This window comes from Lentimicrobium sp. L6, from assembly GCF_013166655.1.
GTDB lineage: Bacteria > Bacteroidota > Bacteroidia > Bacteroidales > UBA12170 > UBA12170.
The window spans coordinates 1-25,892 of record NZ_JABKCA010000052.1 but is presented as its reverse complement, the minus strand read 5'-3'; the positions used below and the strand labels follow the sequence as shown (position 1 = coordinate 25,892).

Genomic DNA, 25,892 nt, shown 5'->3' with positions numbered 1-25,892 from the left:
TTGAATATTATGGTGCGTCTTTATTTACAAAGGTTTTTATCCAATAGAAAAGCGATTTTCATCTTTATTAGTATGCTAACCATACTAGTGATGTCTACATTATTATTTAGAGGTGAAAAGACTTTTGGTGTAGATGAAAATCTATATTCTCACTATAATAATTATGAGATATTTAAATACTCTCATCATCATCTTTTCCAGGGTAAAAATCTCTATGTCATTCATCCTACAGAACACTTTGATTTTTTTAAATACTCTCCAAGTTTTGCGGTTTTTTTTGGGGTTTTTAGCCATTTTCCCGATTGGATAGGGTTGATGCTCTGGAGTTTGTTAAATGCGCTATTATTGGTCTATTCCTTCTATTATTTACCGCGGATTTCTAATTTCTCAAAAGGCCTGATGGTGATGATAGTCTTGCTTGAATTAATCACTGCCTTGCTCAATGCGCAATCCAACGCGTTATTAGCGGCCTTGATGATTCTGAGTTTCGGAAAAATGGAGAAAGGAAAAGAATTTTGGGCCAGTTTTTTCATGGTGAGTTCTGTCTTTATTAAGGTGTTTGGATTAGTGGGTTTTGCCATCTTTTTGCTTTATCCCAAGAAATGGAAAGTGGTATTATATTCCTTCTTCTGGTTTGCGGTTTGGTTGATTCTGCCTTTGGCATTTATCAATTTGGAGAAATATCAATTTTTGGTAGAAAGCTGGATGAATCTTTTAGGAGCAGAGAAAATAACCTATCTCAATTTCTCGTTTTTAAGCGTGCTAAAGCTCATTTCTTCAGTTCCTATCAATAACTTGTTTATTCAGGTCTTAGGAGTGGTGGTGTTTCTAATTCCCATGCTCTTTTGTAAGAAATATCAATTCTATAGATTCCGATTACTTACTCTAGCTTCCATATTGATATGGGTGGTTATTTTTAATCATAGAGCTGAATCGCCTACTTTTGTGATTGCCATGGCAGGAATTGCTATTTGGTTTGTGGCTAGTCCTAAGAATAAATGGAATATTGCGCTTTTTGCTTCATCTATTATTCTCACCTCTTTGGCACTTACAGATGCTTTTCCACCCATTGTTCGTCGTGAATTTATTGTTCCCTACTCCGTTAAGGCTTGGCCTTGCATTGCTATTTGGTTTAAAATAGTATACGATATGTTAATGTTAAGAGAAGATGTGGCTGGAGATTTACTGGCTATTGAGAAATGATAAGCTGTTATTGGGTTTTATATCTATTGTAATATTCTATAAAACAGCTTTCTATAATAAATGTTAGCTTAGTTTTAAAAAGCTTAGTTTTTTCAGTGATAATTATGGGAATGTGTCGCGGATAAAAGTGTTTAAATCTTTTCGAAAGCCTTATTTCTCAATTAAATGAAATGCCTTATTTTTGTGCTTTTCCATAAATTTTGATACTTAAACATGGAGTTTTTATACCCAAATATTTTATACGGATTATTTGCAGTGGCTATTCCCATATTAGTCCACCTTTTTAATTTCCGAAAGTATCAGAAAGTTTACTTTAGTAATGTGGCACTTTTAAAAAGTATCCACAAAAAAACCAAGAAACAATCTCAGCTGAAACATCTTATGGTGTTGTTAATGAGGTTGTTAGCTATTGTTTTTGTGGTTTTGGCCTTTGCACGTCCTTTTATTCCAAAAGAAAATGCAGCTATTGAGAAGCAAGAGCATCAGATGGTGAGTTTGTATTTGGACAATTCCTTTAGTATGACTCATATGGGGGAAAATGGAAGTTTGCTCAACGAAGCTCAAAACATGGCTTTGAATATCTTAGAGTCTTATGAGAACAGCGATAAATTCCATTTGATCACTAATGAAATGGATGCGCGTCATCACCGTTGGTTTAATAAAATGGAAATGGCTCAACATATTATGGAAGTGGAGCCGGTTTATATGCAACAAGATATAGAGGAGGTTTTTCAAAGAGAGCAGATGCTTCGAAATCAAGATGAATTGCTTTCCAATAAAGCCTATTTCTATCTTCTTTCCGATTTCCAGAAAAATGCTAGTTTCAATAAAAACATGGTGGTAGATTCCAATCTGCTCGTCCGACTATTACCGCTTCAAAACAATCCCGTTAATAACCTTTCTGTTGATAGTGTTTGGTTCGAGCATCCTGTTCAGCTTCCTCAAACCGTATCGGTTTTACATGTTCTATTAAGTAATAATGGAGAGGAGGACCAGAATAGCATTCCGCTTAAATTATTTATTCAATCGCAGCAAAAGGCTGTTTTAACAGTGGATTTAGAAGCAGGAGAAAGTCGAGTCTTTGATTTGTCTTTCACCAACGAGGAACAAGGCCATTTTACAGGAAGAATAGCAATAGAAGATTATCCAATTACTTATGATGATAGATTATTCTTTGGCTTTCAGGTTCGTGATTTATTTCAAGTGGCAGTGATTTCCAATGAAAAATCCAATGCCTATCTCAATCAGCTTTTTCAGGAGGATACCCTCATCCAATTAACTAATTTCACCGCTAATTCTGTTGATTATAATCTACTCGCTCAGCAAGATTTAATCATAGTAAATGGCATTGGAGAAATGGGAAGTGGCTTGGCTAAAGAGCTTGCCGACGACGTGAGATCTGGAACTCAAGTTTTATTTATTCCTTCAGAAAAAAATCAGTATCATTCTTGGTTAAGAATAAACAATTTGCCCAGCTATCAATCAATGGATAGTGCTTCAGTACGTTTAAATGAAATCAATAAAGAGCTATCCTTCTTCGAAAGGGTATTCCAAAAGGAATGGGCGCAAAGCGATAAAAATCAGAAGATAGATTTACCCATGATTTATCAATATTGGCCCATTAATCTGCAGTCAGCTAGCTCCACCTTGAGCTTATTACAAACCAGAAGTGGTAAGACTTTGCTTAGTGAATCGGAAATGGGAAAAGGAAAAGTATATCAATTGGCTTTCCCATTGCAGGCTTCGTATAGTCAGCTGCCACAACATGCTTTATTTGTGCCTGTAGTATATCAAATGGTGATGCAATCTAAAGATCAGAAACCCATGTACGAGGTTTTGGGCTCTGGAATTCCTGTTGAGGTAAAGATAAACCATGACGATAGAGCTCAAGATGCGGTTGTATATTTGAAACAGGGCGAGCAAATGTGGATTCCAGAGATGAAGCATAAAAGCTACCAAGAATATACTTTGCTTCATGTGCAATGGCCCAATGATGGGATTTTTCAAGTGCAGTATCAGGAAAACACAACCGAAGAAATTGCTGTAAACTATAATAGAAAAGAATCGGATTTTAGAATATGGTCACCAGAAGAGCTCTCCAATAAGATAGCCCAGAACAATTGGCCCAATTTTCAGATGATAAAATCTTCAGCCAAACAAATCACTGCTCAATTGATTCAGATGGATCAGGGATTTAGTCTTTGGAAATGGTTTCTATTTTTCGCAATTATATTTATTTTTGTGGAAACTATGATATTACGATTTTGGAAATAGATTTTTTGGAATAAATGAATTAGAGCACAAGCATAAAATTAATAAGAATGGACGACGAACATATTGACCCTCTAGATGAGAATCTAGAGCCAGACGAAGATTTACGTGAGGAGGAAAAAAAACGGGGTGAAATGCAAAAGGCATTGCACCTTTCGGGCATGTATGAGAACTGGTTTCTCGACTATGCTTCCTATGTGATTCTGGAGCGTGCAGTTCCCGATATTCACGATGGCTTAAAGCCTGTTCATCGTAGAATATTACATTCTATGCGAGAAATGGATGATGGCCGCTATAATAAAGTAGCCAATATCATTGGAAATACCATGAAGTATCACCCCCATGGTGATGCCAGTATTGGTGACGCTTTGGTTCATATTGGTCAGAAAGATTTATTAATAGACATGCAGGGGAACTGGGGGAATATCCTTACAGGTGACCGTGCCGCTGCTTCTCGTTATATTGAAGCACGTTTGTCAAAATTTGCTTTGGAGGTGGTGTTCAACCCCAAAACAACTACCTGGAAATCGTCCTATGATGGTAGAAATGATGAGCCTGTTGCTTTACCCGTTAAGTTTCCATTATTGCTGGCACATGGGGTAGAAGGTATTGCCGTTGGTTTGGCATCTAAGATATTGCCTCATAATTTTATTGAGTTGATAGATGCTTCTATTTCTGTTTTAAGAAACAAAAGTTTTGAACTTTTTCCTGACTTCCAGACTGGTGGTTTGATAGATGTAGAAAGGTATAAAGATGGCTTAAGAGGAGGGAAAGTAAGGGTGAGAGCTCGTATTGTTCAGGAGTCCGCCAAATTACTTAAGATTACTGAGATTCCTTTTTCCAAAACCACATCCAATCTAATCGATAGCATCCTCTCTGCCAATGATAAAGGTAAGATTAAGATAAAAAAGATTGATGACAATACGGCTCAAGATGTAGAAATATTGCTCCATTTGGCACCTGGTGTTTCTCCAGATCAAACCATAGATGCCTTATATGCTTTTACGGATTGTGAGGTGAGTATTTCACCAAACTCTTGTACCATCATGAACGATAAACCTCAGTTTCTTGGGGTTAAGGAAATGCTTCGATTCTCAGTTGAGCAAACGGTGAAGCTTCTGAAAATGGAGTTGGATATCAAGAAAGGGGAGCTACTAGAGCAGCTGCATAACCTATCTTTAGAGAAGATTTTCATTGAGAATAGAATCTATCGTGATATTGAAACTTGTGAATCCTTTGAGGAGGTTATTGTTGCTATTGATGAAGGATTAAAACCTTTTGTAAAGGATTTTATTAGAGAGGTGACTCGTGATGATATCATCAGGTTAACAGAGATTAAAATCAAGAGAATATCCAAGTATAATAGCTTTAAGGCTGATGAGCAGATTTTTGCTTTGAATGAGGAATTAGCTAAAGTAGAATTTCATTTAGCCAATTTAATTGATTATGCGATTGACTATTATAAATTAATTAAGAAGAAATACGGAAAAGGAAAAGAGCGTAAAACGGAAATTAGAAATTTCGAAAGCATTAATGCGGCAACCGTAGCTGTTGCGAATACTAAACTATATGTTAATCGTGAGGATGGCTTCGTAGGAACTGCACTAAAGAAAGACGAATATGTAGGTGTTTGTTCCGATATAGATGATATTATCGTCTTTATGCAAGATGGTAACTTCATGGTCACCAAGGTGAGTTCTAAAACCTTTGTGGGTAAGAATATCATTCATGTGGATGTGTTCAATAGGAGCGATGACCGTATGACCTATAATATGGTTTATCGGGAAGGTAGAGGAGGGAATTACTATGTGAAACGCTTCCCTGTAACTTCCATTACTCGCGATAAGATGTATGATCTTACCACGGGTAAAAAAGATTCCAAAGTGATTTATTTCACAGCCAATCCGAATGGGGAAGCCGAAGTGATTAAGATATACTTAAGAGCAGAACCCAAGCTCAAGAAAACTGTTCTCGACTTCGATTTCAAAGATTTATCTATTAAGGGAAGAGGTTCAAAAGGAAATATTCTCACCAAGAAGTATATCAAAAAAATCATAGTAAAAGAAGACGGAGTGAGTACTTTAGGCGCTATTGATATTTGGTATGACGAGACGGTGAAACGCTTAAATACAGAAGATAGAGGCCTTTATCTTGGTGCTTTCAAAGGGGAGGATAGGATTTTAACCATCCTTAAAAACGGGCATTATCAGCTTTATAATTTCGATATCAGTAATCATTTTGACGATCAAATGATTCACATTGAAAAATATGATCCTAGAAAAGTAATGACTGTGGTTTATGTGGAGCCTTCCACTAAATTGCCCTATGTGAAGCGTTTTTATCTCGATGAAACCGATAGGAAAGTCTGTTTTGTTGGTGATGAAAATGGTCGTATGTTAGAGTATAGCCTCGATTATTTAGCTCAACTTGAGTTGACTACCGGAAAAGGAAAAGATTCCAATGTTGAAGTAATTCATGTGGATGATTTCATTGGCATAAAAAGCCTTAAAGCTAAGGGAAAACGCTTGACCAATGATAAAGTAAAATCTTTAAAATGGGCTGCTCCCTTAGCTTATGAATACCCTTCTCTAGATGATGATACAGAAGATGACAATGTAGAGGAAACAGCAGTAGAATCAAATACGAAAGGAGATACCATTGAGGAGGACTCAGGAAAACCTATTCCTGTAATTGAAGAAAAAGCTCCTGTTCTTAAGGAAGAAGTTCAAAAAGAAAAGGTAGAGGAGGAAGAAACCCCAAAGGCCAAACTAAGAGAGCGGCCAAGTATTGAGGAAAAACCTAAGGCAATAGAAAAATCAGCTGTTGAGGCTAAGCCAAATGTAGTCGAAAAAATAGAAGAGAAGCCTGTGGAAAAGCCGGCAGAGAAGCCACTTGAAAAACGAGCAAAACGACCTAGACTTCAGAATCCTCCTCCCATGAAGAAAACCATAAAGGAGGAGTCTAAACAAGAAGCTACTGAACTGAAGATTGAATTAGAAATAGAGGTGGACGAGAACCATGTTTTAGTGGAGGAGAGGAAGGATAAGCCAAAACCTATGCACTATAAAAAGGCGAAAAAACCAACTCCCAAACCAGGAACCACATCAAATGAAAATCAGATTACTTTAGATTTTTAATGATACATTCAACGCTGGAACTATTATATTCCTGAGGTATTCAGATTACCCAAACTAATAGTAATTAGTCTTTCTTTATCTTGAGAGGCATCTGAACGAATGTACATGCTAACCTGGATGTGAAGGTTGTAGATATTTAAATACATTTCTTTGGACTGAATTTGGCCAATCTTAGAAATATCCGAATTGATGATTCCATCGTATCTGGATTTCTTTGGAGGAATAATTAGGTTTTCTCCCTTGTCTATCCATTTGAGTTCGTATTCTTGGAAATCATAAACATTAGCAATATCATGAATGGTGTATACCTGAAGGTTTTCAATTCCATCGCAGTTAATGAGGAACCAGGTATAAGTGCTTTCGTCAATCAAACATCTATTCAGGTTGTCTTTGTTTAAGATTCTGGCATTATTGATAATAGCGCTTCCATAATAATTATCATCGAAATGGAATAGCGTATCGTGGGTAATAGCATATCTTAACTCTATACTACCAATTATTTTTCTCAACTTTGGAAACAAATGATAAGCATTATATGAGCGAACCACCAATTCAAAATTAATGGCAAATAGCACTGCATGAAGAGGTGTTTCTAAAATTAAGAATCCACCATCGCCAGTACTAATAAAAGCTTTTTCTATTGCTTTTTTGTCATAATTTTGAAATACATATTGATTGGATTCAAGGCAGAGCCTAATGGCTTTTTCAAAGAAAATTTTAAACAAAGCGGGGATTAAGGTTTGTTCAAGATGTTTGAACATTCCATATCGATAAATATCAATACCTAATACAGCTCTTCTGCTAAAGCTTTCGGTATCTATATAAGAAGATATTTCCTCGTATAAATCTGCATGATTAGGAATAATGTTCACCTTTTCGTAGGTAGACTCTAAATCGTATTCTTTTAAAATCTCTAAAACACTGTCAAAATGGAGTTTTCTGATGGGCTTTTTCATTCTTGATATATTGTTCCTAAGTTGATAACTACTTCAAGCTGCGAAATTAGATAAATTCTAGTTTAGAGTTCGTCGGATATCTGAATACTTTTAACAATTAATAGAAAGGTAATAATACCTGAACCTATCAAGAAAGGCCAAATTAAAAGTTGATCATTGGTTTGGATGATAAATTCATATATTCCGTGGAATAAAATAGCCCCAAACAATCCAGATAATGAATCTATCATTCTGTTATTCCTGATTTTACCCATGCCCACAAAGAAGCCCATTAGTACTGCATAAACCATTCCTACCAATACATTTGAAATGAGTAGGCTGTAATCATAATTTGGGAAAAATAAAAGGATACCAATATTAGTTGCCGTCACAGCTCCAAATGAAATCATAAGAGAATAGATAATGCTGTCCGAAGGATTTCGAAATACCTTAGCAGGCAGCATTAAATATCTTAAAACAATGAATTTCCCGATTTCTTGACCAAAGGCGATAATGAAAAAGCTAAAGAAAATAATTCGTCTAAGATTTTTTAAAACCAGATAGCCCTGTTGATAGGTGATGTAAAAAATGGTCGCGAAAACAATGGTGCTAAATATCCCCCAAAAATAAGAGCGAAGCAAAAGTCCAAAATATCCTCTCGGGAATCGATATTTCATATAGCCAAATAATATGGCGGCCATTAAAGGACCAAGTATAAGAGAAAGTACAATTTGTAGCATAGAATTCGATTTGTAATACTTATGTTTTGTAAATTTACAGCAAATTATTCAAAGTATTATCTTTATCGAAAATTTCTGAGTTGATTCTTAGTTTTATAAGAGTCTTGAATTGAGAAATAATCAAATTTTTAAATGACAAAAGAAAAACAAAATAGCGGCGTAGTTGTAAGGTCTACTGGTAGTTGGTACGAGGTGAGAACAGATGAGGGGCTGGTGCTTTCTTGTAGATTTAAAGGAAAGTTTAAGATTGCAGGTATCAAAAGTACCAATCCTATTGCAGTGGGCGATCGGGTTACCTTTATCAAAGATGGAGAAGAAAATGGGGTGATTGATTCTATTTTGCCACGAAGAAACTATATCATTCGAAAGTCAACCAAGCTTAGTAAGCAAACTCATATCATTGCCACCAATATTGATTATGCTTTTCTGGTGGTTACCATTAGTCAGCCTCGAACCAGTTCTGGATTTATAGATCGCTTTCTCTTAACTGCTGCCCTCTATCATATTCCAGTGGTCTTGGTATTTAATAAAGTGGATCTCAATAAAGAGAAAGAGAATGAAATTCAGAATGAGTTCTTGGAATTATATCAAACCATAGGTTATCAATGTTTGGTGACCAGCGCTACCAGAGGAGATGGAATAGATGAGCTTAAAGCGATGATGAAAGGTCGTACTTCTATGTTTGGTGGGCATAGCGGAGTGGGAAAGTCAGCTTTAGTGAATGCCATTCAGCCCGGAATAGAACTAAAAACATCTGAAATTTCCTCCGTTCATCAAAAAGGTCGCCATACCACTACTTTTGCTGAAATGCATCCCCTAGAATTTAATGGATACATCATAGATACTCCTGGGATTAAAGAATTTGGAGTAGTGAATTTGGAGAAGCAAGATGTGGCAGGTTACTTTCCTGAAATGGAATTTTTTATGCACGATTGCAAGTATAATAATTGCCTGCATGTGCGGGAACCCCAATGTGCTGTTAAGGAAGCGGTAGAAAATGGAGAGATTGCAGAATCTAGATATATTAACTATCTTGCCATCATTCTTGATGAGGAATTTGATAAAAAACCATTTTAAATGCTGGCACACGAACTCATAACAAATACTATTGTTCCGCTTAAAACTTCCGATACTGGCATGCTCGGATTGAGTTTAATGGAGGAGTATAAAGTGACGCATTTACCTATCGTGAATGCAGAAACCTATATTGGATTAATCAGTGAAGATGATATTTATTCCTATAATAGATTTGAGGAGGCCATTGGAGGACACCCCATTGCTAATGTTAATATCTCGGTGCATTCAGAACAACATTTGTTTGAAGTTTTAGAGCTGATACATGAGCATCATCTAACTTTAGTTCCGGTGGTGGATCAAAATGAAATTTATTTAGGAAGCATTTTGGTGAGTGATTTAGCAGCTCGTTTGGCTAAGATTACAAGTCTCAGTAATCCAGGAGGTATTATCGTTTTAATGATGAATATCCATGACTATTCTCTTTCCGAAATAGCTCAAATAGTTGAAACCAATAACATAAAGATTCTCAATTTGTTTGTAAGTACCTTTGCTGAATCAACAAAAATAGAAGTCACCATAAAGTTGAATTCTATAGATATTGAACCTGTACTTCAAACCTTCTCAAGATATAACTACGAAATAAAAGCATCTTATACTGAAACTGAACTAAACGAAAGTTTAACAGAACGCTACGACTCACTCATGAACTACTTAAACATCTAGAATGCGATATCATATCTTGCTCCTTATTTCAGTGTTTTTATTGTCCCTCTACTCTCTGAGGGCACAAGAGCTTAAATCTGCTCAAGATACTTTAATCATTATTCAAGATTTACAGTTGATAGGAAATAAGGTAACGAGAGATAACATCCTTTTACGGGAAATCACTTTTAAACCTGGAGATACCATTGGGATTTCTGCTTATCAAGGAATATTAGAACAAAGCCGAGAGAACTTAATGAATACATCACTGTTTAATTTTGTGGATGTTATCGATTCTTTAAGCTCCTCTAATGGTATAAAAAGACATGTGGTAAGCTATAAAGTGATAGAGCGTTGGTATATATGGCCTTTGCCTATTTTTGAATTGGCCGAAAGAAACTTAAATGCTTGGTGGGAAACCAAAGATTTTAGTAAAATCAATTATGGAATGTTCCTCAATTGGGAGAATTTTAGAGGAAAGCGCGAGAACTTAAAAATATTATTGCAATTTGGTTATGATGAAAAGTTGGGCTTTAGTTATTCTGTGCCTTATATAGATAAGAAAGAAACCATAGGTTTGGAATTTGGATTCAATCAGACAAAGAACCACGAAGTCTCTTACGGAACGGTAGGCAACAAAGTTCAAAGAGTGAAGTTGGTGGACGATTATGCTCATAAAGGATATTCAGGATATATTACTTTGGGACACCGCCCTGATATTTATAATACACATAGCGTAGAGTTGAGTTATAACGATCATATTTATGCGGATACTGTTTTTGAGATCAATCCTGATTTTTATAATGGAAACCGTAGTCGAGCTCAATATTTTAAGATCAATTATTATTTTAAGAATGATCATAGAGACTATCGTACCTTCCCTTTAAAAGGATATTACCTCGATTTATTAATTGAGAAAACAGGAATGGGATTCTTCAAAGGATCTGATATAAATATTCTGAGTGTCAAAATAAATGCTAGGAAATATTGGAAGCTTAATAAAAGATTTTATTATTCCGAAGGCATAATTGCGCGTGTTGGTAGTGGAGGCGAACAGCCCTATTTCTTGAATTATGGAGTAGGTTATGGCAGAGATTTTGTGCGAGGCTATGAATATTACGTTGTCGATGGTCAAAATTATTTTATCCTGAAAGGAGAATTGAAATTTTCATTGGTTCCTCAGCAAGTTTCAACACTTAAATTTATCCCTACCGACAAATTCAATAAAATTCCGTGGGCAGTTTATTTAAGTTTATATAGTGATGGAGGTTGGGTACCTGGAGAAGTTGAATACGAAAATGATCTACAGAATAAATGGTTATGGGGATATGGAATGGGCTTAAATATGGTCACCTATTATGATATAGTATTCCGATTAGAGTATTCCTTTAATAAAATGGGTGAGAGTGGTTTCTTTATTCACTTTATGGCTAGTATTTAGGTCTTAGCTTTCTTCACTTTTCCCTCATATTTATCTAATAGCTAGTGTAATTCGACTTGGTTTCTTTTAAATTGGATTTTAATTACTGCGGAAAACACCGATTTATTCTTAATTTTTCTATAAAACAGATTGAAAATTTTATCTTTGCTCACCCAAAACAGTAGCATGCGGATATTAATCATAGTCAATAAAATACCTTACCCTCCAAAAGATGGAGGTAGTATTGCTACCTTAACCTTAGCACGCAATTTTGTGAAGCTTGGACATCAAGTAGATATTCTGACTATGAATACCTCCAAACACTATTTCAGACTCGATCAGCTCCCTCTCGAACTAAGTAGAACTATTCGTTTTGTTGGTGTGGATACTCCTGCTCTCATTTCTCCTATTGGGGCACTAAAAAACCTTTTCTTTTCTGATAAAGCTTATATTGCTGAGCGATTTTATACGGAAAAGTTTAGAGATAGATTAGAATTATTATTAGATGAGGAGGAATATGATGTGATACAATTGGAAGGAAGTTATATGGGAATGTATATGCCTTCCATTAGAGCCCATTCCAATGCAAAAGTATCTATGCGTGCTCATAATTTAGAATTTGAAATATGGGAAAGAACAGCCAAGAATGCTTCTTTTCCAAAGAATTATTATTTTTCAAACCTAGCTAAAAGGATAAAAAAGCTGGAAATAAAACAGTTGAATGAGTTTGATGCCATGATTCCTATCACTTCTAGAGATGGAAAAATACTCCAGTCTTTAGGGTGTAAGATTCCTGTTCATACCACACCAACGGGTTTTGATGTCCTTGGTAGTAAATTAAATACCAGTAAACAAGAATTTCCATCAGTATTCCATATTGGAGCGCTCGATTGGCCACCAAACCAAGAAGGATTACTTTGGTTTTTTGATAAAATCTGGCCTATAGTGGTGAAGAAACATCCTCATCTGAAGTTTTATTTGGCAGGGAGAAATGCCCCAGATTGGATAAAAACCATGAAGGTGAAGAACTTAGTTTATATAGGTGAAGTAGAGAGTGCTATTGAGTTTATGAACAGCAAAGCTATAGGCGTAGTTCCGTTATTATCGGGTAGTGGAATGAGAATAAAAATAGTGGAGGGCATGGCTTTAGGAAAGGCTCAAGTGACTACGAAAATTGGCGCTGAAGGAAATCCTGCAGTAGATGGAAAAGAGTTGATGATTGCCGACGAGCCTGATGAGTTTGCAGCTAAAATTATAGAATTAGTAGAGAATAAAGAGCTTTTCGATTCCATGGGACGAAATGCCTACGAATTTGTAAAGAAGGAATTTGATAATAAAGTGATTACTCAATCCTTGATCAATTTTTATAAGAGCTTATGATGATGATCCTCCAAATATTGTTTTGGCTCTCTGTACTCATGATTTTTCATAGTTATGTTTTCTTTCCTTTATTAATAAAATTTTTAGCTAAGGGAAAAACCTTTAATTATCCAGAGCTTTCTGATGATGAGTTACCGAAGATGTCTATTTTGGTATCTGCATTTAATGAAGAAGCAGTCATAGCGGAAAAGATAGAAAGTGTTTTCAAGAGTAATTATCCAATTGCTAAATTTGAGCTATTAATTGGCTCTGATAATTCTGATGATGATACCAATGTAATTATTCAATCCTATGCTGATAAACATCCCAATCTCATATTTAATGCCTATAGCAAGCGCAGAGGAAAGCAGAATGTAGTAAATGATTTGTTTCATCTGTCTAAGGGTTCTATCCTGATACTAACTGATGCTAATGTGATCTTCGATGAGAATACCTTATTGGAAATTGCACGCCCTTTTACCGATGAGAATATTGGTTTGGTAGATACAAATATGATTAACAGGGGATTGAAAAAAGAAGGAATCAGTCATCAGGAGAAAGCCTATATTTCCCGAGAAGTTTACATTAAGCAATACGAGTCTTTGGTATGGGGTAGTATGATGGGCCCTTTCGGTGGTTGTTATGCTATTCGTCGAGAGGATTATAGTCAGGTTCCCTCCAATGCTTTGGTTGATGATTTTTATATCAATATGAAGATTTTTGAAAAGGGAAAGCTGAGTGTTAATAACCTAGAAGCTAAGGTTTTTGAAGATGTGAGTAATGACCTGAAAATTGAATTAATTCGTAAAATAAGAATCGCTACTGGGAACTTTCAAAACCTGAAATGGTTTGGTCACCTACTCTGGCCTATGAATAACGGTGTGGCATTCACTTTCTTATCACATAAAGTACTACGGTGGCTAGGTCCATTTTTCTTACTCATTAGTTTGCTGAGCTCCGCTTTACTCTGGAATACCCCATTTTACCAATTGGCTTTTAGTATTCAGATAGCCGGATTTTTTATTCCACTGCTAGATTCTTTATTAAAAAAACTCAGCTTTAACTCTAGATTCCTCCGTTTTATCACCCATTTCTATAGCATGAACTTGGCTTTGTTTATTGGTTTCTTTCGTTTCTCAAAAGGAGTGAAATCTGGTATTTGGAAGGTTACTAAACGCAATCAGTAAGGTGCTTCAAATGTTAGCCCATTTACTCCATCATAAAGAACTTAAATTCAAGTAGTAAATGCAACTTTTCGATTTAGAGGCGAAAGTATTAATTTTTTAAAACAGAAAGAGAGAAGAACTCTCCTTCGTTTTTGATATTGCAAATAGTAAACAGCTTCTTCTTTACCTTGTAAAACACTGTCGTTCTCAGCCAAAGAAATGAAGAATCTTTTTTTTAATCTAAAAATTATTTTGGACAGTATTGGATTTGCATTAAATTCAGTAAAACTGGTAGAAATATAATATTATAGAATTTCCGGACTATGATGTTTTAGTGCAAGCAAAAAGCCTGATTTTGCAAAGAAAACCTTTTGTATTGAAATTTATAAATATACTGAAAATGATTTTTATGATAAGAGCAGTCATTTTTGGTAAGAAATATAAAAAAAAGCCACCGAAAAATCCGATGGCTCTATATTCTATACTAAGAAGAATGACTATTCAAATGAAACAATAGCTTCTTTAATTAAGGCAATAGCTGCCATTAATTGTTCTTCTGTGATAACCAAAGGAGGAGCAAAACGGATGATATCTCCGTGAGTTGGCTTAGCTAAAACACCTAAATCTCTCATCTTCATACATACATCCCAAGCTTCTTTTCCATTTTTTGGCTTAATAATAACTGCATTTAATAAACCACGACCTCTTACTAAAGAAATCATAGGAGAATCAATGGCTTTCATTTCGCGACGGAAAATCTCACCTAAATACTCAGCTCTTTCAGCTAATTTTTCTTCTTTGACTACTTCTAGAGCAGCAACAGCTACTTTTGCAGCTAATGGGAAACCACCAAAAGTAGAACCATGTTCGCCTGGCTTAATGCAAAGCATAATGTCATCATCAGCTAAAACAGCAGAAACAGGAATAACACCACCAGAAAGGGCTTTCCCTAAGATCAAGATATCTGGGCGTACCTCTTCGTGGTCACAAGCTAATAATTTACCTGTACGGGCAATGCCTGTCTGAACCTCATCGGCAATAAAAAGTACATTATTGGCTTTGCAAAGCTCATATGACTTCTTTAAGTATCCATCGTCTGGTACATAAACACCAGCTTCACCTTGAATAGGCTCCACTAAGAATGCACAAACATTAGGGTCTTTTAATTCGTTGGCTAAGGCATCTAAATCATTATAAGGAACAGTAACAAAACCAGGAGTATAAGGGCCAAAACCTTTATAAGCGTCTGGGTCTGTCGACATAGAAATGATAGTAATAGTTCTACCATGGAAATTATTGGCACAAACAACGATTTTAGCTTCGTTCTCTGGAATACCTTTTTTTGTATATCCCCATTTGCGAGCTAATTTTAATGCAGTCTCGTCAGCTTCAGCACCAGTATTCATAGGTAAGACTTTGTCGAAACCAAAATATTCAGTGATATACTTTTCGTAAGGACCTAAAACATCATTATAAAAAGCTCTAGACGTTAGTGTTAACGTACGTGCTTGATCAACTAATGCCTCCACAATTTTTGGATGACAATGCCCTTGGTTAACGGCAGAATAAGCGCTTAGGAAATCATAATATTCTTTTCCTTCTGCATCCCATACTTTAGCTCCTTTTCCCTTAGATAATACTACTGGTAGTGGATGATAGTTATGTGCACCATACTTATCTTCCAACTCCATGGCTTCCTTTGAAGAAATGAATTCAGACATATGCTATGTGTGTTTTAGAGACTTGTCTTTCTAACCATTTTACTTAGAAGCGTTTAAACAAGTCTTTTGGATTATAAAATTAATTTAATTGCAGCGCAAATATACAGATATTTAAATGTCGTATTGCCTTTTGAATAGAAAATCTTGACTATTATTCCTTCTTTTTATAGCTTATAAATAGTTTGTATAAATAGTCATTTTATACCCCGAAAAGAGCTTATATTTATGCGCTTTTGTTTGTTGGAAATAAGTGTTGATTTAAGGAGATGGCTTCCTTTGCTCGCCATGAACTTGTTTCATATAAAACTCAGTAGTAGAATCTCCTCCGAAGATGTGTCATTGCGAGGCAATACACTGAGTGGTAAGGTATAGCGACGTGGCAATCTTAAGCAATAAGAGATGTAGGTTGATTTAAGACCACATCGGTCATCGGACATTTCATATCCTACATCCAAGAATTCAGCTCAGGCGGAAATATTTTCCACCCTTCGTGGTCCGCTTCCTTCTTTTCTTCCTTGTAACATTCATTCATTCTCTCATTCCACCTCTGTGTCTCATTGCCTCCGTGGTATCTTCTTTCTTCCTTGTATTATTAAATTCTTCAATACTTCTCCCCGGAAACTCAATCTCCAACTGAATCCAAGATACAGGCAAATCGGGCTCGTTATCTAATTTGCTAATAGAGATACCCAATAGACGCACCGGTTTTTCTAATGCGGCTTGACGTAATAAGTCTACTGCTAATATTAATAGCTCCTCTTTTTGATTGATCCAGTGGTTAAGGGTTTTGGATCTGCTTTGTATGGTGAAGTCATGATGCTTCATTTTAACAGTTATGGTTTTCCCCTTTACTTTGGTTCTCCATAATCGTCTCTCTAATTCCTCAGCTATTTGTTCTAGCTTTTTAATCATATCGCTTTCTGAGGAAATGTCAGTAATAAAAGTACGCTCCGCAGCAATGGATTTTCTCAACCTATTTGGTCTGACTTCACTATGCTGTATACCTCTCACGATTTCATGGAAGTGACTACCCGATTTACCAAAGTTTCTTGCTAAAAAGGCTAAGCTTTGGGCTTTTAAATCTTTGCCATTGAAAATACCTAGGCTATTCATCTTTTCAGCTGTAACTTTTCCAACTCCAAAGAATTTTTCAATGGGGAGCTCCTCCAAGAAAGCAATAACCGCGTTGGGCATAATGGTTTTTTGACCATTGGGTTTGTTGATGTCAGAGGCAATTTTGGCCGTAAATTTATTAATAGATATTCCTGCCGATGCTCTTAATCCCACTTCTTCAAAAATACGTTGGCGGATTTCTTTAGCTAATTTACTAGCAGAACTTATGTTTTTCTTGTTTTTTGTGACATCTAAGTAGGCTTCATCCAAACTTAAGGGTTCTACAAGATCGGTATAGTCAAAGAATATCTCTTGAATTTTATTGGAGATTTCTTTATAGCGTTCCATTCTAGGTTTCACAAAGATTAGAGGAGGGCATTTACGACGAGCAAGTGCTCCAGACATGGCAGAACGCACACCATAAGCTCTAGCCTCATAGCTGGCTGCTGCAATCACACCCCTCTCTCCACCACCACCTACAGCTAATGGTTTCCCCTGTAGCTCAGGATTATCCATTTGTTCCACCGATGCGTAAAAGGCATCCATATCCACATGTATTATCTTTTTGATGGGAATCTGGTCATTCATAATCGGGCAAATTACGAAAAATATAATATGGTTGAGCTGGCAAACCGGCGAATAAGGGAATCATTCCCCAAAAGGGAAGGCTTCCCTGGTTTTTAGGGTTTCTTGGTGCTCAAATAAAATTGACCCCACCTTCTCACATAAGAAAATTGATATATAGCCGGCAGCAAACGCAGCTTTTAATTCAGAACCTCTGGCCGGCCAGATAAAACTAGGGTTCATCATTATCCCAGCATTTCGGTCATTGCATGCCCTTATACTGGGCTAATGAAATGTCGCTGCTAAGCGTTTCATATGGCAAAGCATAATAGAAAGGATGATAAGCCTAGAGGGGATAGCGTCCTTGGATGCGAATACACTTATTTACGCAGGTGCGAAATCGTAACCATCGTAAATACACAACGATGTAAACAACAGAACCTAGCTCAAGCCTCCTTTTCAAACCGCTAACCTTTCTGTTTCGTATCAACCCGATCATCGAGCGGCTCTTTAAAATATTCTATTATTGCTATCATGGCGCTCCACTTCGTTTCGCACCATGCTACCAAAATACCGCACCTACGGCGCTTAGTTAGATGTTCCATATTGGCTGAATATATAAAGGATGATAGCCATAGAAGGGATAGCGTCCTTGGTAACGAAAAATATAATAAGCTTAGGTTTGTGAAGTATTATCGATGTTTTCCAATGATGTAATCAACCTTGCATAGAAAGATAGCCCCTCGAAATGAGCAGAGTCGAAGTTTGAGGATAGTATCCTTGGTTTGATAGTAATAGAAAATAGGCTAGATTTGAGGAGATTGCTTCACTACATTCGCAATGACCGGCCTTTTAATTATATACAGGTTAGTATCTCCATTCGAAGATGGGTCATTGCGAGGAGGTTCGATGAAGCAATCTCTTATAAGAATTGATGCATCTTGATATAGCACCTTCCTTCAACCATTCTATCATTCACTCATTTCTCTTCGTGTCTCAGTGCCTCTGTGGTATCTCTTTAATCTACCCCTCAAAAACCTTCATCTCAAAAACCTCGCCATCAAAAACACCATAAGAAAAACGAGAAATCCAATCGCCTAAGAAGATAAAACGACTGTTTGATTGAAGTTCGAAATCTCTAACAATATGCCAATGTCCCATCACAAAATAATCGATCTGATGGCCTTGCCTTAAATAATCTTTGGCAAACATAGGTAATCTAGAATCCTCTATGGCTCGTATAACTGGTTCTTCTCTTTCTTTTTCTTCTCGGGCTACATTCGCATAACGACTTCTTCTCGACCAAAACAAACCCATAGCCAATCCCCAATCGGGATGAATCCAACGAAATAACCATTGATTGAGTTTCTGCTCAAATATCCACTTCAAGAACTTATAGCCCTTATCGCCTTGGCCTAATCCGTCGCCATGAGCTAAAAAGAACTTTTTACCTAAAAGCTCCACTTCTAAAGGCTCTCGATGGATTTCAATATTGAGCTCTTCATTTAAATAATTGAAAGCCCAAATATCATGGTTTCCTCTAAAGAAATGTATTGGAATACCACTGTCGGTAATTTCAGCCAGCTTGCCAAAAAGACGAGTAAAACCTTTGGGAACCACCGTTTTATACTCGAACCAGAAGTCAAAGAGATCGCCGAGAATATAAATGGCTAGTGCATCTTTCTTGACCTCATCCAACCATCTCACCATCTTTCTCTCTCTAACTTTACTAGATTCCACATCGGGAATACCCAGATGAGCATCGGAGAGAAAGTAGACCTTTTTATTTGATGGTTTCGTCAAGATTCCGTTTTTTTAATGTCTGTAAATGTTTGTTTTCAGTACAAACATAAGGAAAAAAATGGCATTTTATGGCTTTGCTTTTGTGTTTGTTAGAAAACCAATTGATATGGTTTTACTGGCAAGCATTAGTTAAACAAGTTCCAGATATCGTTACCATTGGCAAATACCAATAGAGCTAATAAAAGGAACATTCCTACCATCTGTGCATATTCCATAAACTTATCGCTAGGCTTACGGCGGGCAATAATTTCATACATCAAGAACATCACATGACCACCATCTAAAGCTGGAATAGGTAGTATATTTAATACAGCAAGCATGATGGATAAGAAAGCGGTCAGACTCCAGAATTTCATCCAATCCCAAACCGGAGGAAAGATGCTACCAATCTTAATAAATCCACCAACCGACTTATAAGCTTTCATTTCAGGGTTAAAAAGTATCTTTAATTGTTTAAGATAGCTATTAATGGTTTCAAATGCTTTGTTGATACCAGCTGGTATAGCTTCTATCACGGTATAATCGCGAGATTTTAAATCAAAATCCAATCCTAAATCGGCACCAATTGAAATACCAATAAGACCATCGTCTTGCACTGCTACTTCAAAGGTCTTTAATTTGTTTTCACGTAATACACTCACCTGAACCATTTTACCTGTATTGGCAGCTACACTATCTCTGAATATTTGGAACTGGTCAAAAAAGGCCACCTGTTGTCCGTTAAGGCTTTGTATCCAATCGCCCTTCATAATTCCGGCTTCTTCTGCGGTGGAACTCTTGGCAAATTCACTGATGCGAATGGGCATACGAGGCATCAGGAAACCAGGTTTTTCGCTGGCTATTAAGTCACCTACAAACTGAGTACTTACTGGAATATCTAATCGCTGTCCATTACGATCAATTTGAATGGCTTGCACCTCCTCTAAAATTAAATGGGCAGGAATCTTCATGAAATCATCCACTTCTTGTCCATCAAGAGTTAAAATTTTATCTCCATTTTTTAAACCTAAGGTTTGGCCTAAGCTATCCACCTGAATTCCATATTTAACAGCCGATGTAGGAAGGTATTCTTCACCATAACTGGCCATCATTACAATATAGATAAGCATGGCTAATATCACATTCATAAAAACCCCACCCAACATAATGATTAAGCGTTGCCACGCGGGTTTGCTTCTAAACTCCCATGGCTCAGGGTCTTTTTCCATTTGCTCTTTGTCCATGCTTTCGTCTATCATTCCGGCAATTTTCACATAGCCCCCTAAAGGCAACCAACCCATACCATATTCTGTTTCCCCATATTTAAACTTAAAAAGGGAGAAGCCAGGATTAAAGAAAAGATAAAACTTCTCTACTTTAGTATGAAATATTTTTGCAGCGGCAAAGTGTCCAAATTCATGCACAATTACCAATACCGACAGACTTAAAATGAGTTGTAAAATTTGTATAAGGATATCCATTCTAGTTTTTTCTCTTGATTAATTCTTTGCTTTTGGCGATGGTTTCAAAATGAGTATTTTCTAAATCCTGTAAGTTTGGATTTTGGATAAAGTTCATTTCTTTCATCATATTTTCAACCACTTCTGATATTCTATAGAAAGGAAGCTGGTTTTGGAGAACCGCCTCAACAGCAGCTTCATTGGCTGCATTTAAAATAGCCGGAATATTCCCCCCTTTTTCTAGAGCTTCGAAAGCGAGTGCAAGATTACGAAATTTTTTCATATCAACAGGCTTGAAACTGAGACTCAATGCTTCCGAAAAATTAAATCTTGTTAAACCGGCTTGTTTTCGATGGGGGTGAAACATAGCATATTGAATAGGACCTCGCATATCGGGAGGACTCATTTGGGCTTTTACTGAGCCATCATTAAACTGGACCATACTGTGTACCAAAGACTGAGGATGAGCTACCACGTCTATTTGTTGAGGATTCAAATTGAATAACCACTTGGCTTCAATCACCTCAAGCCCTTTATTCATCATGCTTGCAGAATCAATGGTGATTTTGTGCCCCATCTCCCACGTGGGATGTTTAAGCGCTTGTTTTAAGGTGATTTTCTTCATTTCTTCAGCTGACCATTCAAAGAACGGCCCTCCGCTAGCGGTTAAAATGATTTTCTCTACACTCTCGGCTTGCTCACCTTGTAAACATTGAAAAATCGCAGAATGCTCCGAATCTACCGGTAATAAATTGACCTGATGCTTTTTTACCAAATCCATGAGGATATGACCACCCACCACCAAACTCTCTTTATTTGCAATAGCTAAATCTTTAGAGGCTTCAATGGTTTTTAATGCAGGCTTTAGTCCAGCAAATCCAACAATGGCCAATAACACCATATGGAGGTCTTCTTGAAGAAAAGTTTCATATAGTTCTTCCTCAGTGTTTAATACTTGAATGGAGGTATGAGCTAAAGCAGCTTTAAGGGCATTTTGTCGCGTGGAGTTTGCAATAAACACCATTTCTGGATGATATTTCAATGCCTGTTCTATCAATAAATCAATACTTGAATGGGCACTTAATATCTTTAGTCTAAATAATTCGGGATATTCAGAAATAACTTGAAGGGCTTGCCTTCCAATACTCCCAGTAGATCCTAAAATTGTAATTCCTTTACCTTCTTGACTTTCCATATTTATTACGGCCTAACCTTTTGGATGGCATATTCTACGATATTATAATAAGCAGCAAAACTAAATAAATTGATGATATATAAATATTGTTTTAGATTTTGATTTCGAACTAATATTTATTATCTTTACTTAAATAGACGACTTATTTTTTGAAAGAACTTATAATACTTCATTTTCGTAACCACCATTTCTTAAAATATAGTCTTATAATATATAAACTTTTATTATGTTGACTAAAATTAATACATATAGGATCGTATTCTTTAGCCCTCATTCTTCATTCTTTGTAGATATTAAGGAAGGATTGATACAAAAGGGAATGAACATAGCTAGTGCAGCCAATTATCAGGCTTTGTTGGGTATAATAGAGGATAAGAAAAACTGCATCATAGTTTCTGATTATTTATTCCCAGCATTTAATGGTTTAGAATTATTAAAGAAGATTAAAAAGGACTTCAATATAGTTCCTCCCATTATTTTTATACTTGATGATTATAAAACGGAAATCATAGAAAGCCTCATTGAATATGGAGCTCGTGATTTTATTGTAGAAGGGAAATCTAATCTAATTAGTGTTTTTGAGAGGATTGTTTTATTAATGACTCATCTCCAGAGAGAAAAGAAACAGTTGGAGATAGCAAAATCAGAGAATAAACCAGATGAGTTTACCAGATTTTTAGATGTGATAGATGAGTTGGTATTTATCAGAGAACTAGAAGGCCCTTTTATTACTGTCAATTATAATTCATTAGAGCGATTGAGATACAGCCGTGAAGAAATGCTTAGCATGGAACCAGAAAAGATTATCGCTCCACAAAAGATATTTGACTATTTATTAGAGGTTCGATTATTAAAGGATAAGAAAAAGCATGTTTATGAAACAGAACTCATTTCTAAAGATTTCAGAAGCATTCCGGTAGAAATTAGTTCCTCCATTACTGAAATAAAGGGCAAGCAAGTGATCATTACTATTGCTCGTGATATTTCTGATCGCTTAGAAACCAATAAGGAATTGAAAAATCTAAATAGTGATTTAGAGAAGATTAATAGAGAGTATAAAACCCAGAATGATCGACTTAGAAATATAAATAGAGAAATTGAAGAAAACAGACATGCTTTAAAATTAGCCCTTAATGAGGCTGAAAATGCAGAAAAACTGAAAAATAGGTTCTTGGCCAATATGAGTCATGAGATTAGAACTCCTATGAATGCTATTGTGGGTTTTAGTCAGTTATTGGAAGATGCCGATCCTGAGGATACTTCTGATTTTATACGCATCATCAATAATAATTCCGATACGCTATTACAATTGATTAATGATTTAATGGATATTGCAAAGATTGAGTCTGATCTTGTAGCCATCAATACAGAAGCCTTGAGTATTCACCAGTTATTACTGGATATAAAAACGATATTTGATTTCGATAAGCATAATAAAGACAAAGGTCATATTGAAATTAAATATTCACAGACTGAAAATTTAGACACGATTATTGAAACTGATAAATTGAGGCTGAAGCAGGTATTGATGAATTTAGTCAATAATGCTTTGAAATTTACAGAAGAAGGTAGTGTAGAGATTAGTTTTGAAATAAAAAACAATTTAGTTCACATATATGTAAAGGATACAGGGATTGGGATCCCTATCAAATTACAGCAGCAAATATTTGAACGTTTTCAGCAAATCGATCATATTGAGAAGCCACAAGGAACTGGTATTGGTCTGTCTATTAGCCGTTCTTTAATGCGATTATTAGGTGGGGAAATTAGCTTAAGCTCCGAAGTAAATAGAGGATCGGTTTTTGAAATCATCCATCCTTTATCCCAAGAAAACAATTCTAAGGTAAAACCTCCTCAAAAAAACATGGTGATGATAGCAGAAGATGAAGAGGACAATTACCACCTACTGAAATATGTATTGAAAGATTTAAATCTAGATGTCATTTGGGCTAAAAATGGTAAGGAAGCCATAGATTATTGCAGAGAAAAGAATATTTGCTTGGTGCTTATGGATATTAAAATGCCTACTGTAGATGGCTTGCAGGCTACCACCGAAATATTGAAACTTCAACCCGATTTACCCATCATTGCTCAAACCGCCTATACCCAAGATGAAGATATAGAGAGGTGTAGACGAGCTGGTTGTGTAGAATTCATTGCCAAACCAATCAATCTAACTCATCTCAGACGCACTATTGCAAAATATGTTTAAAACCCATAGATGATGAGCAGTACGATAAATATCAACATTAAGAAATTGCCCTCTGGCAAATACAAAGCTACTTCAAACGATTTTGAGGAGCTTATTGTTATAGAAAATAACATTGCTGAGGCACTAAGAGCAGCAAAGGAAAAAATTCACGATTTGTTAAGGGCTTAGGATTAGATGGTATTAAAAGGGAATCCATGACATTACGGTCAGGATTAAAACGCTTATTTCCACAGATGTGTTTTTTTAGAATCGCAAGCTCTCCGCCTCGCCACTTCTCGAGCTCATTTAAATAGTCTAAGGATGATGCTAATTTGAGTCCTGGAAGGGCGACAGATGAATAGCCGCGGGGAAGCCCGTGGAAATGAATGCGGTCTTAATATTGCTTGGCCAGATAGCGATTTATTTAAAAATAGCCACTCGTAAATCATCATCAGAGCGATTCGATGCTCTAAACATAGCCGTAGTATTAAATTCCATGATGATATTCCCTTGGGCATCTAAACCTATGATTCCACCGCTAGCGTTTTGAGATTTTAGTTTGTCTTGAATCACATAATTTGCTGCTTCTTCAATACTTTTTCCTTGATATTTCATGATGGCGGCCACATCGTAGGCCACTACATTTCTAATGAAGAACTCCCCATGACCCGTGGCTGAAATCCCACAAGTATGATTATCGGCATAGGTGCCAGCGCCAATAATTGGGCTATCACCCACTCTTCCGGGCATTTTCATGGTCATGCCTCCAGTGGAGGTTCCAGCTGTAATATTCCCGTGTTTATCTAGTGCTACGCAGCCCACTGTTCCGTGCTTGTCTTGCTTCATTTTCTCGTAGCTTTTCCATCTTTTTTCGGTATAAAACCAAGAAGTATCGGTGATTTCCACTCCATGTTCTGAAGCGAATTTCTCAGCACCATCACCAATAAGCAATACATGTGGCGATTTTTCCATCACTGCAATGGCTGCACTGATGGGGTTTTTAATATGACGGACTCCAGCCACCGCCCCTGCTTTTCCACTTTTTCCATCCATAATGGAAGCATCCATTTCATTTTGACCCAAAGCATTAAAAACGGCTCCTTTACCAGCATTAAAAAGTGGTGAATCCTCCATGATATGAATACTTGCTTCAACAGCTTCTAAACTTGTCCCCCCATTTTCTAGAATGACAGAGCCCGCCTGAATGGCCTCCTCTAATTTTTGTTTGTATTCTGATTGTCTTTCCTCAGAGAATCCTTCTTTTTCAATGTCTCCAGCTCCTCCGTGAATGACTATGGTCCAATCGGGATTAGTTTGTATTTTTTGTTCTTTTTCGTTTTTCACTTCCATTTGACAGGACCAAAGTAAAATGAGAATAATAGGTAGGTATTTTTTCATTTCTATTTATTATTTGGCTTTTTATAGTTATTTATTGGTATGGATGTCAAATATAAACAATTTTCGCAAGGCTTTTTGAAGTGTATCGATAACTGTTTTCAATTTGAAAAAATTAAAGCATTATGGCACAAAACACTCAAAGGAGACACGAAAATAAAAAAACTAGAATAACTCACTTTATATGATTCTTCTTTGTGGATTTTGTGAATCTTGGTGGTTCTTTGTACAATAGCATTCTATATGATTTTAATCTTTTTGAATAAACATTAAAATAGCTCAAAACTTTTTATAATTTCATTTTTAGTTACTAATCAGTAAGAATTACTATAGTTTAATTTTCCCTGATTTACCCCGACCCCAAGGGGAGTCAGGGAAAAGATTCAGCAAAATGATTAGATTGAAAAATTTGATATTCTATTATAATTTGATTTTTGAAACTGAAATCTGATTTTTTGGCTCCCCATGGGGAACTACTCTTTATACACATCTTGTTTAAACAAATCAAAAGCTATTTTGAA

At 36.2% G+C, this 25,892-nt stretch carries 17 protein-coding genes and 1 pseudogene; 10 read left to right on the top strand and 8 right to left on the bottom strand.

The window, feature by feature from the left end; all coding sequences use genetic code 11:
- Nucleotides 1-90 precede the first annotated feature (90 nt).
- From HNS38_RS13470 to HNS38_RS13460, 3 genes and pseudogenes are all read left to right on the top strand, one after another.
- Nucleotides 91-1,203 carry a glycosyltransferase family 87 protein gene (locus HNS38_RS13470; protein WP_172276558.1) on the top strand — a complete coding sequence of 371 codons (1,113 nt, stop codon included), beginning with the start codon at nt 91-93 and terminating at the stop codon, nt 1,201-1,203.
- Nucleotides 1,204-1,416: 213 nt separating this feature from the next.
- Nucleotides 1,417-3,477: a BatA domain-containing protein gene (locus tag HNS38_RS13465; RefSeq protein ID WP_172276551.1), complete on the top strand. Its 2,061-nt coding sequence runs from the start codon at nt 1,417-1,419 to the stop codon at nt 3,475-3,477.
- A gap of 47 nt (nt 3,478-3,524) precedes the next feature.
- Nucleotides 3,525-6,152 (top strand): annotated as a pseudogene (locus HNS38_RS13460) (DNA gyrase/topoisomerase IV subunit A); the annotation flags it as partial.
- 482 nt (nt 6,153-6,634) lie between these two features.
- Here HNS38_RS13460 and HNS38_RS13455 read toward each other — a convergent pair.
- Nucleotides 6,635-7,567: a hypothetical protein gene (locus tag HNS38_RS13455; protein WP_172276545.1), complete on the bottom strand. Its 933-nt coding sequence runs from the start codon at nt 7,565-7,567 to the stop codon at nt 6,635-6,637.
- A 62-nt stretch (nt 7,568-7,629) separates the two neighbouring features.
- On the bottom strand, nt 7,630-8,286 hold the full coding sequence (locus tag HNS38_RS13450; RefSeq protein ID WP_172276542.1) for a PrsW family glutamic-type intramembrane protease: 657 nt from the start codon (nt 8,284-8,286) through the stop codon (nt 7,630-7,632).
- Nucleotides 8,287-8,418: 132 nt separating this feature from the next.
- On the opposite strand from HNS38_RS13450, the gene rsgA reads away from it, so the two are divergent.
- The 5 genes from rsgA (at nt 8,419) to HNS38_RS13425 (ending at nt 13,971) form a co-directional block, all read left to right on the top strand.
- Nucleotides 8,419-9,363: a ribosome small subunit-dependent GTPase A gene (gene rsgA, locus HNS38_RS13445; protein WP_172276539.1), complete on the top strand. Its 945-nt coding sequence runs from the start codon at nt 8,419-8,421 to the stop codon at nt 9,361-9,363.
- Complete coding sequence (locus tag HNS38_RS13440; RefSeq protein WP_172276536.1) at nt 9,364-10,026, top strand: CBS domain-containing protein; 663 nt, start codon at nt 9,364-9,366, stop codon at nt 10,024-10,026.
- Between the two features lies 1 nt (nt 10,027).
- Nucleotides 10,028-11,446 carry a BamA/TamA family outer membrane protein gene (locus HNS38_RS13435; protein WP_172276533.1) on the top strand — a complete coding sequence of 473 codons (1,419 nt, stop codon included), beginning with the start codon at nt 10,028-10,030 and terminating at the stop codon, nt 11,444-11,446.
- A gap of 165 nt (nt 11,447-11,611) precedes the next feature.
- The gene (locus HNS38_RS13430; RefSeq protein WP_172276530.1) at nt 11,612-12,805 is read left to right on the top strand and encodes a glycosyltransferase family 4 protein; all 1,194 of its coding nucleotides are present in this window, start codon (nt 11,612-11,614) and stop codon (nt 12,803-12,805) included.
- Nucleotides 12,802-13,971: a glycosyltransferase gene (locus HNS38_RS13425; protein WP_172276527.1), complete on the top strand. Its 1,170-nt coding sequence runs from the start codon at nt 12,802-12,804 to the stop codon at nt 13,969-13,971. The genes HNS38_RS13430 and HNS38_RS13425 overlap by 4 nt, the downstream gene beginning before the upstream one ends.
- A 476-nt stretch (nt 13,972-14,447) precedes the next feature.
- Here HNS38_RS13425 and rocD read toward each other — a convergent pair whose 3' ends face one another.
- The 5 genes from rocD to dxr all read right to left on the bottom strand — a co-directional run bounded on the left by rocD (nt 14,448) and on the right by dxr (nt 21,785).
- Nucleotides 14,448-15,671: an ornithine--oxo-acid transaminase gene (gene rocD / locus HNS38_RS13420; protein ID WP_172276524.1), complete on the bottom strand. Its 1,224-nt coding sequence runs from the start codon at nt 15,669-15,671 to the stop codon at nt 14,448-14,450.
- Nucleotides 15,672-16,199: 528 nt separating this feature from the next.
- Nucleotides 16,200-17,372, bottom strand: a complete 1,173-nt coding sequence (gene dinB / locus HNS38_RS13415) for a DNA polymerase IV (RefSeq protein WP_172276521.1) — start codon at nt 17,370-17,372, stop codon at nt 16,200-16,202.
- A 999-nt stretch (nt 17,373-18,371) separates the two neighbouring features.
- Nucleotides 18,372-19,151 carry a UDP-2,3-diacylglucosamine diphosphatase gene (locus tag HNS38_RS13410; RefSeq protein ID WP_172276518.1) on the bottom strand — a complete coding sequence of 260 codons (780 nt, stop codon included), beginning with the start codon at nt 19,149-19,151 and terminating at the stop codon, nt 18,372-18,374.
- A 125-nt stretch (nt 19,152-19,276) separates the two neighbouring features.
- Nucleotides 19,277-20,611: an RIP metalloprotease RseP gene (gene rseP / locus HNS38_RS13405; protein ID WP_172276515.1), complete on the bottom strand. Its 1,335-nt coding sequence runs from the start codon at nt 20,609-20,611 to the stop codon at nt 19,277-19,279.
- A gap of 1 nt (nt 20,612) precedes the next feature.
- Nucleotides 20,613-21,785, bottom strand: coding sequence for a 1-deoxy-D-xylulose-5-phosphate reductoisomerase (gene dxr, locus HNS38_RS13400; RefSeq protein WP_172276512.1), 1,173 nt, complete (start codon nt 21,783-21,785; stop codon nt 20,613-20,615).
- Nucleotides 21,786-22,011: 226 nt separating this feature from the next.
- Between dxr and HNS38_RS13395 the strand changes: the two genes are divergently transcribed.
- Both HNS38_RS13395 and HNS38_RS13390 read left to right on the top strand, forming a co-directional pair.
- On the top strand, nt 22,012-23,997 hold the full coding sequence (locus tag HNS38_RS13395; RefSeq protein ID WP_172276509.1) for a response regulator: 1,986 nt from the start codon (nt 22,012-22,014) through the stop codon (nt 23,995-23,997).
- 12 nt (nt 23,998-24,009) lie between these two features.
- Nucleotides 24,010-24,165, top strand: a complete 156-nt coding sequence (locus tag HNS38_RS13390; RefSeq protein ID WP_172276506.1) for a hypothetical protein — start codon at nt 24,010-24,012, stop codon at nt 24,163-24,165.
- 231 nt (nt 24,166-24,396) lie between these two features.
- On the opposite strand, the gene HNS38_RS13385 is transcribed toward HNS38_RS13390, so the two are convergent.
- The gene (locus HNS38_RS13385) at nt 24,397-25,374 is read right to left on the bottom strand and encodes an isoaspartyl peptidase/L-asparaginase family protein (RefSeq protein WP_172276503.1); all 978 of its coding nucleotides are present in this window, start codon (nt 25,372-25,374) and stop codon (nt 24,397-24,399) included.
- Between the last annotated feature and the right edge of the window lie 518 nt (nt 25,375-25,892).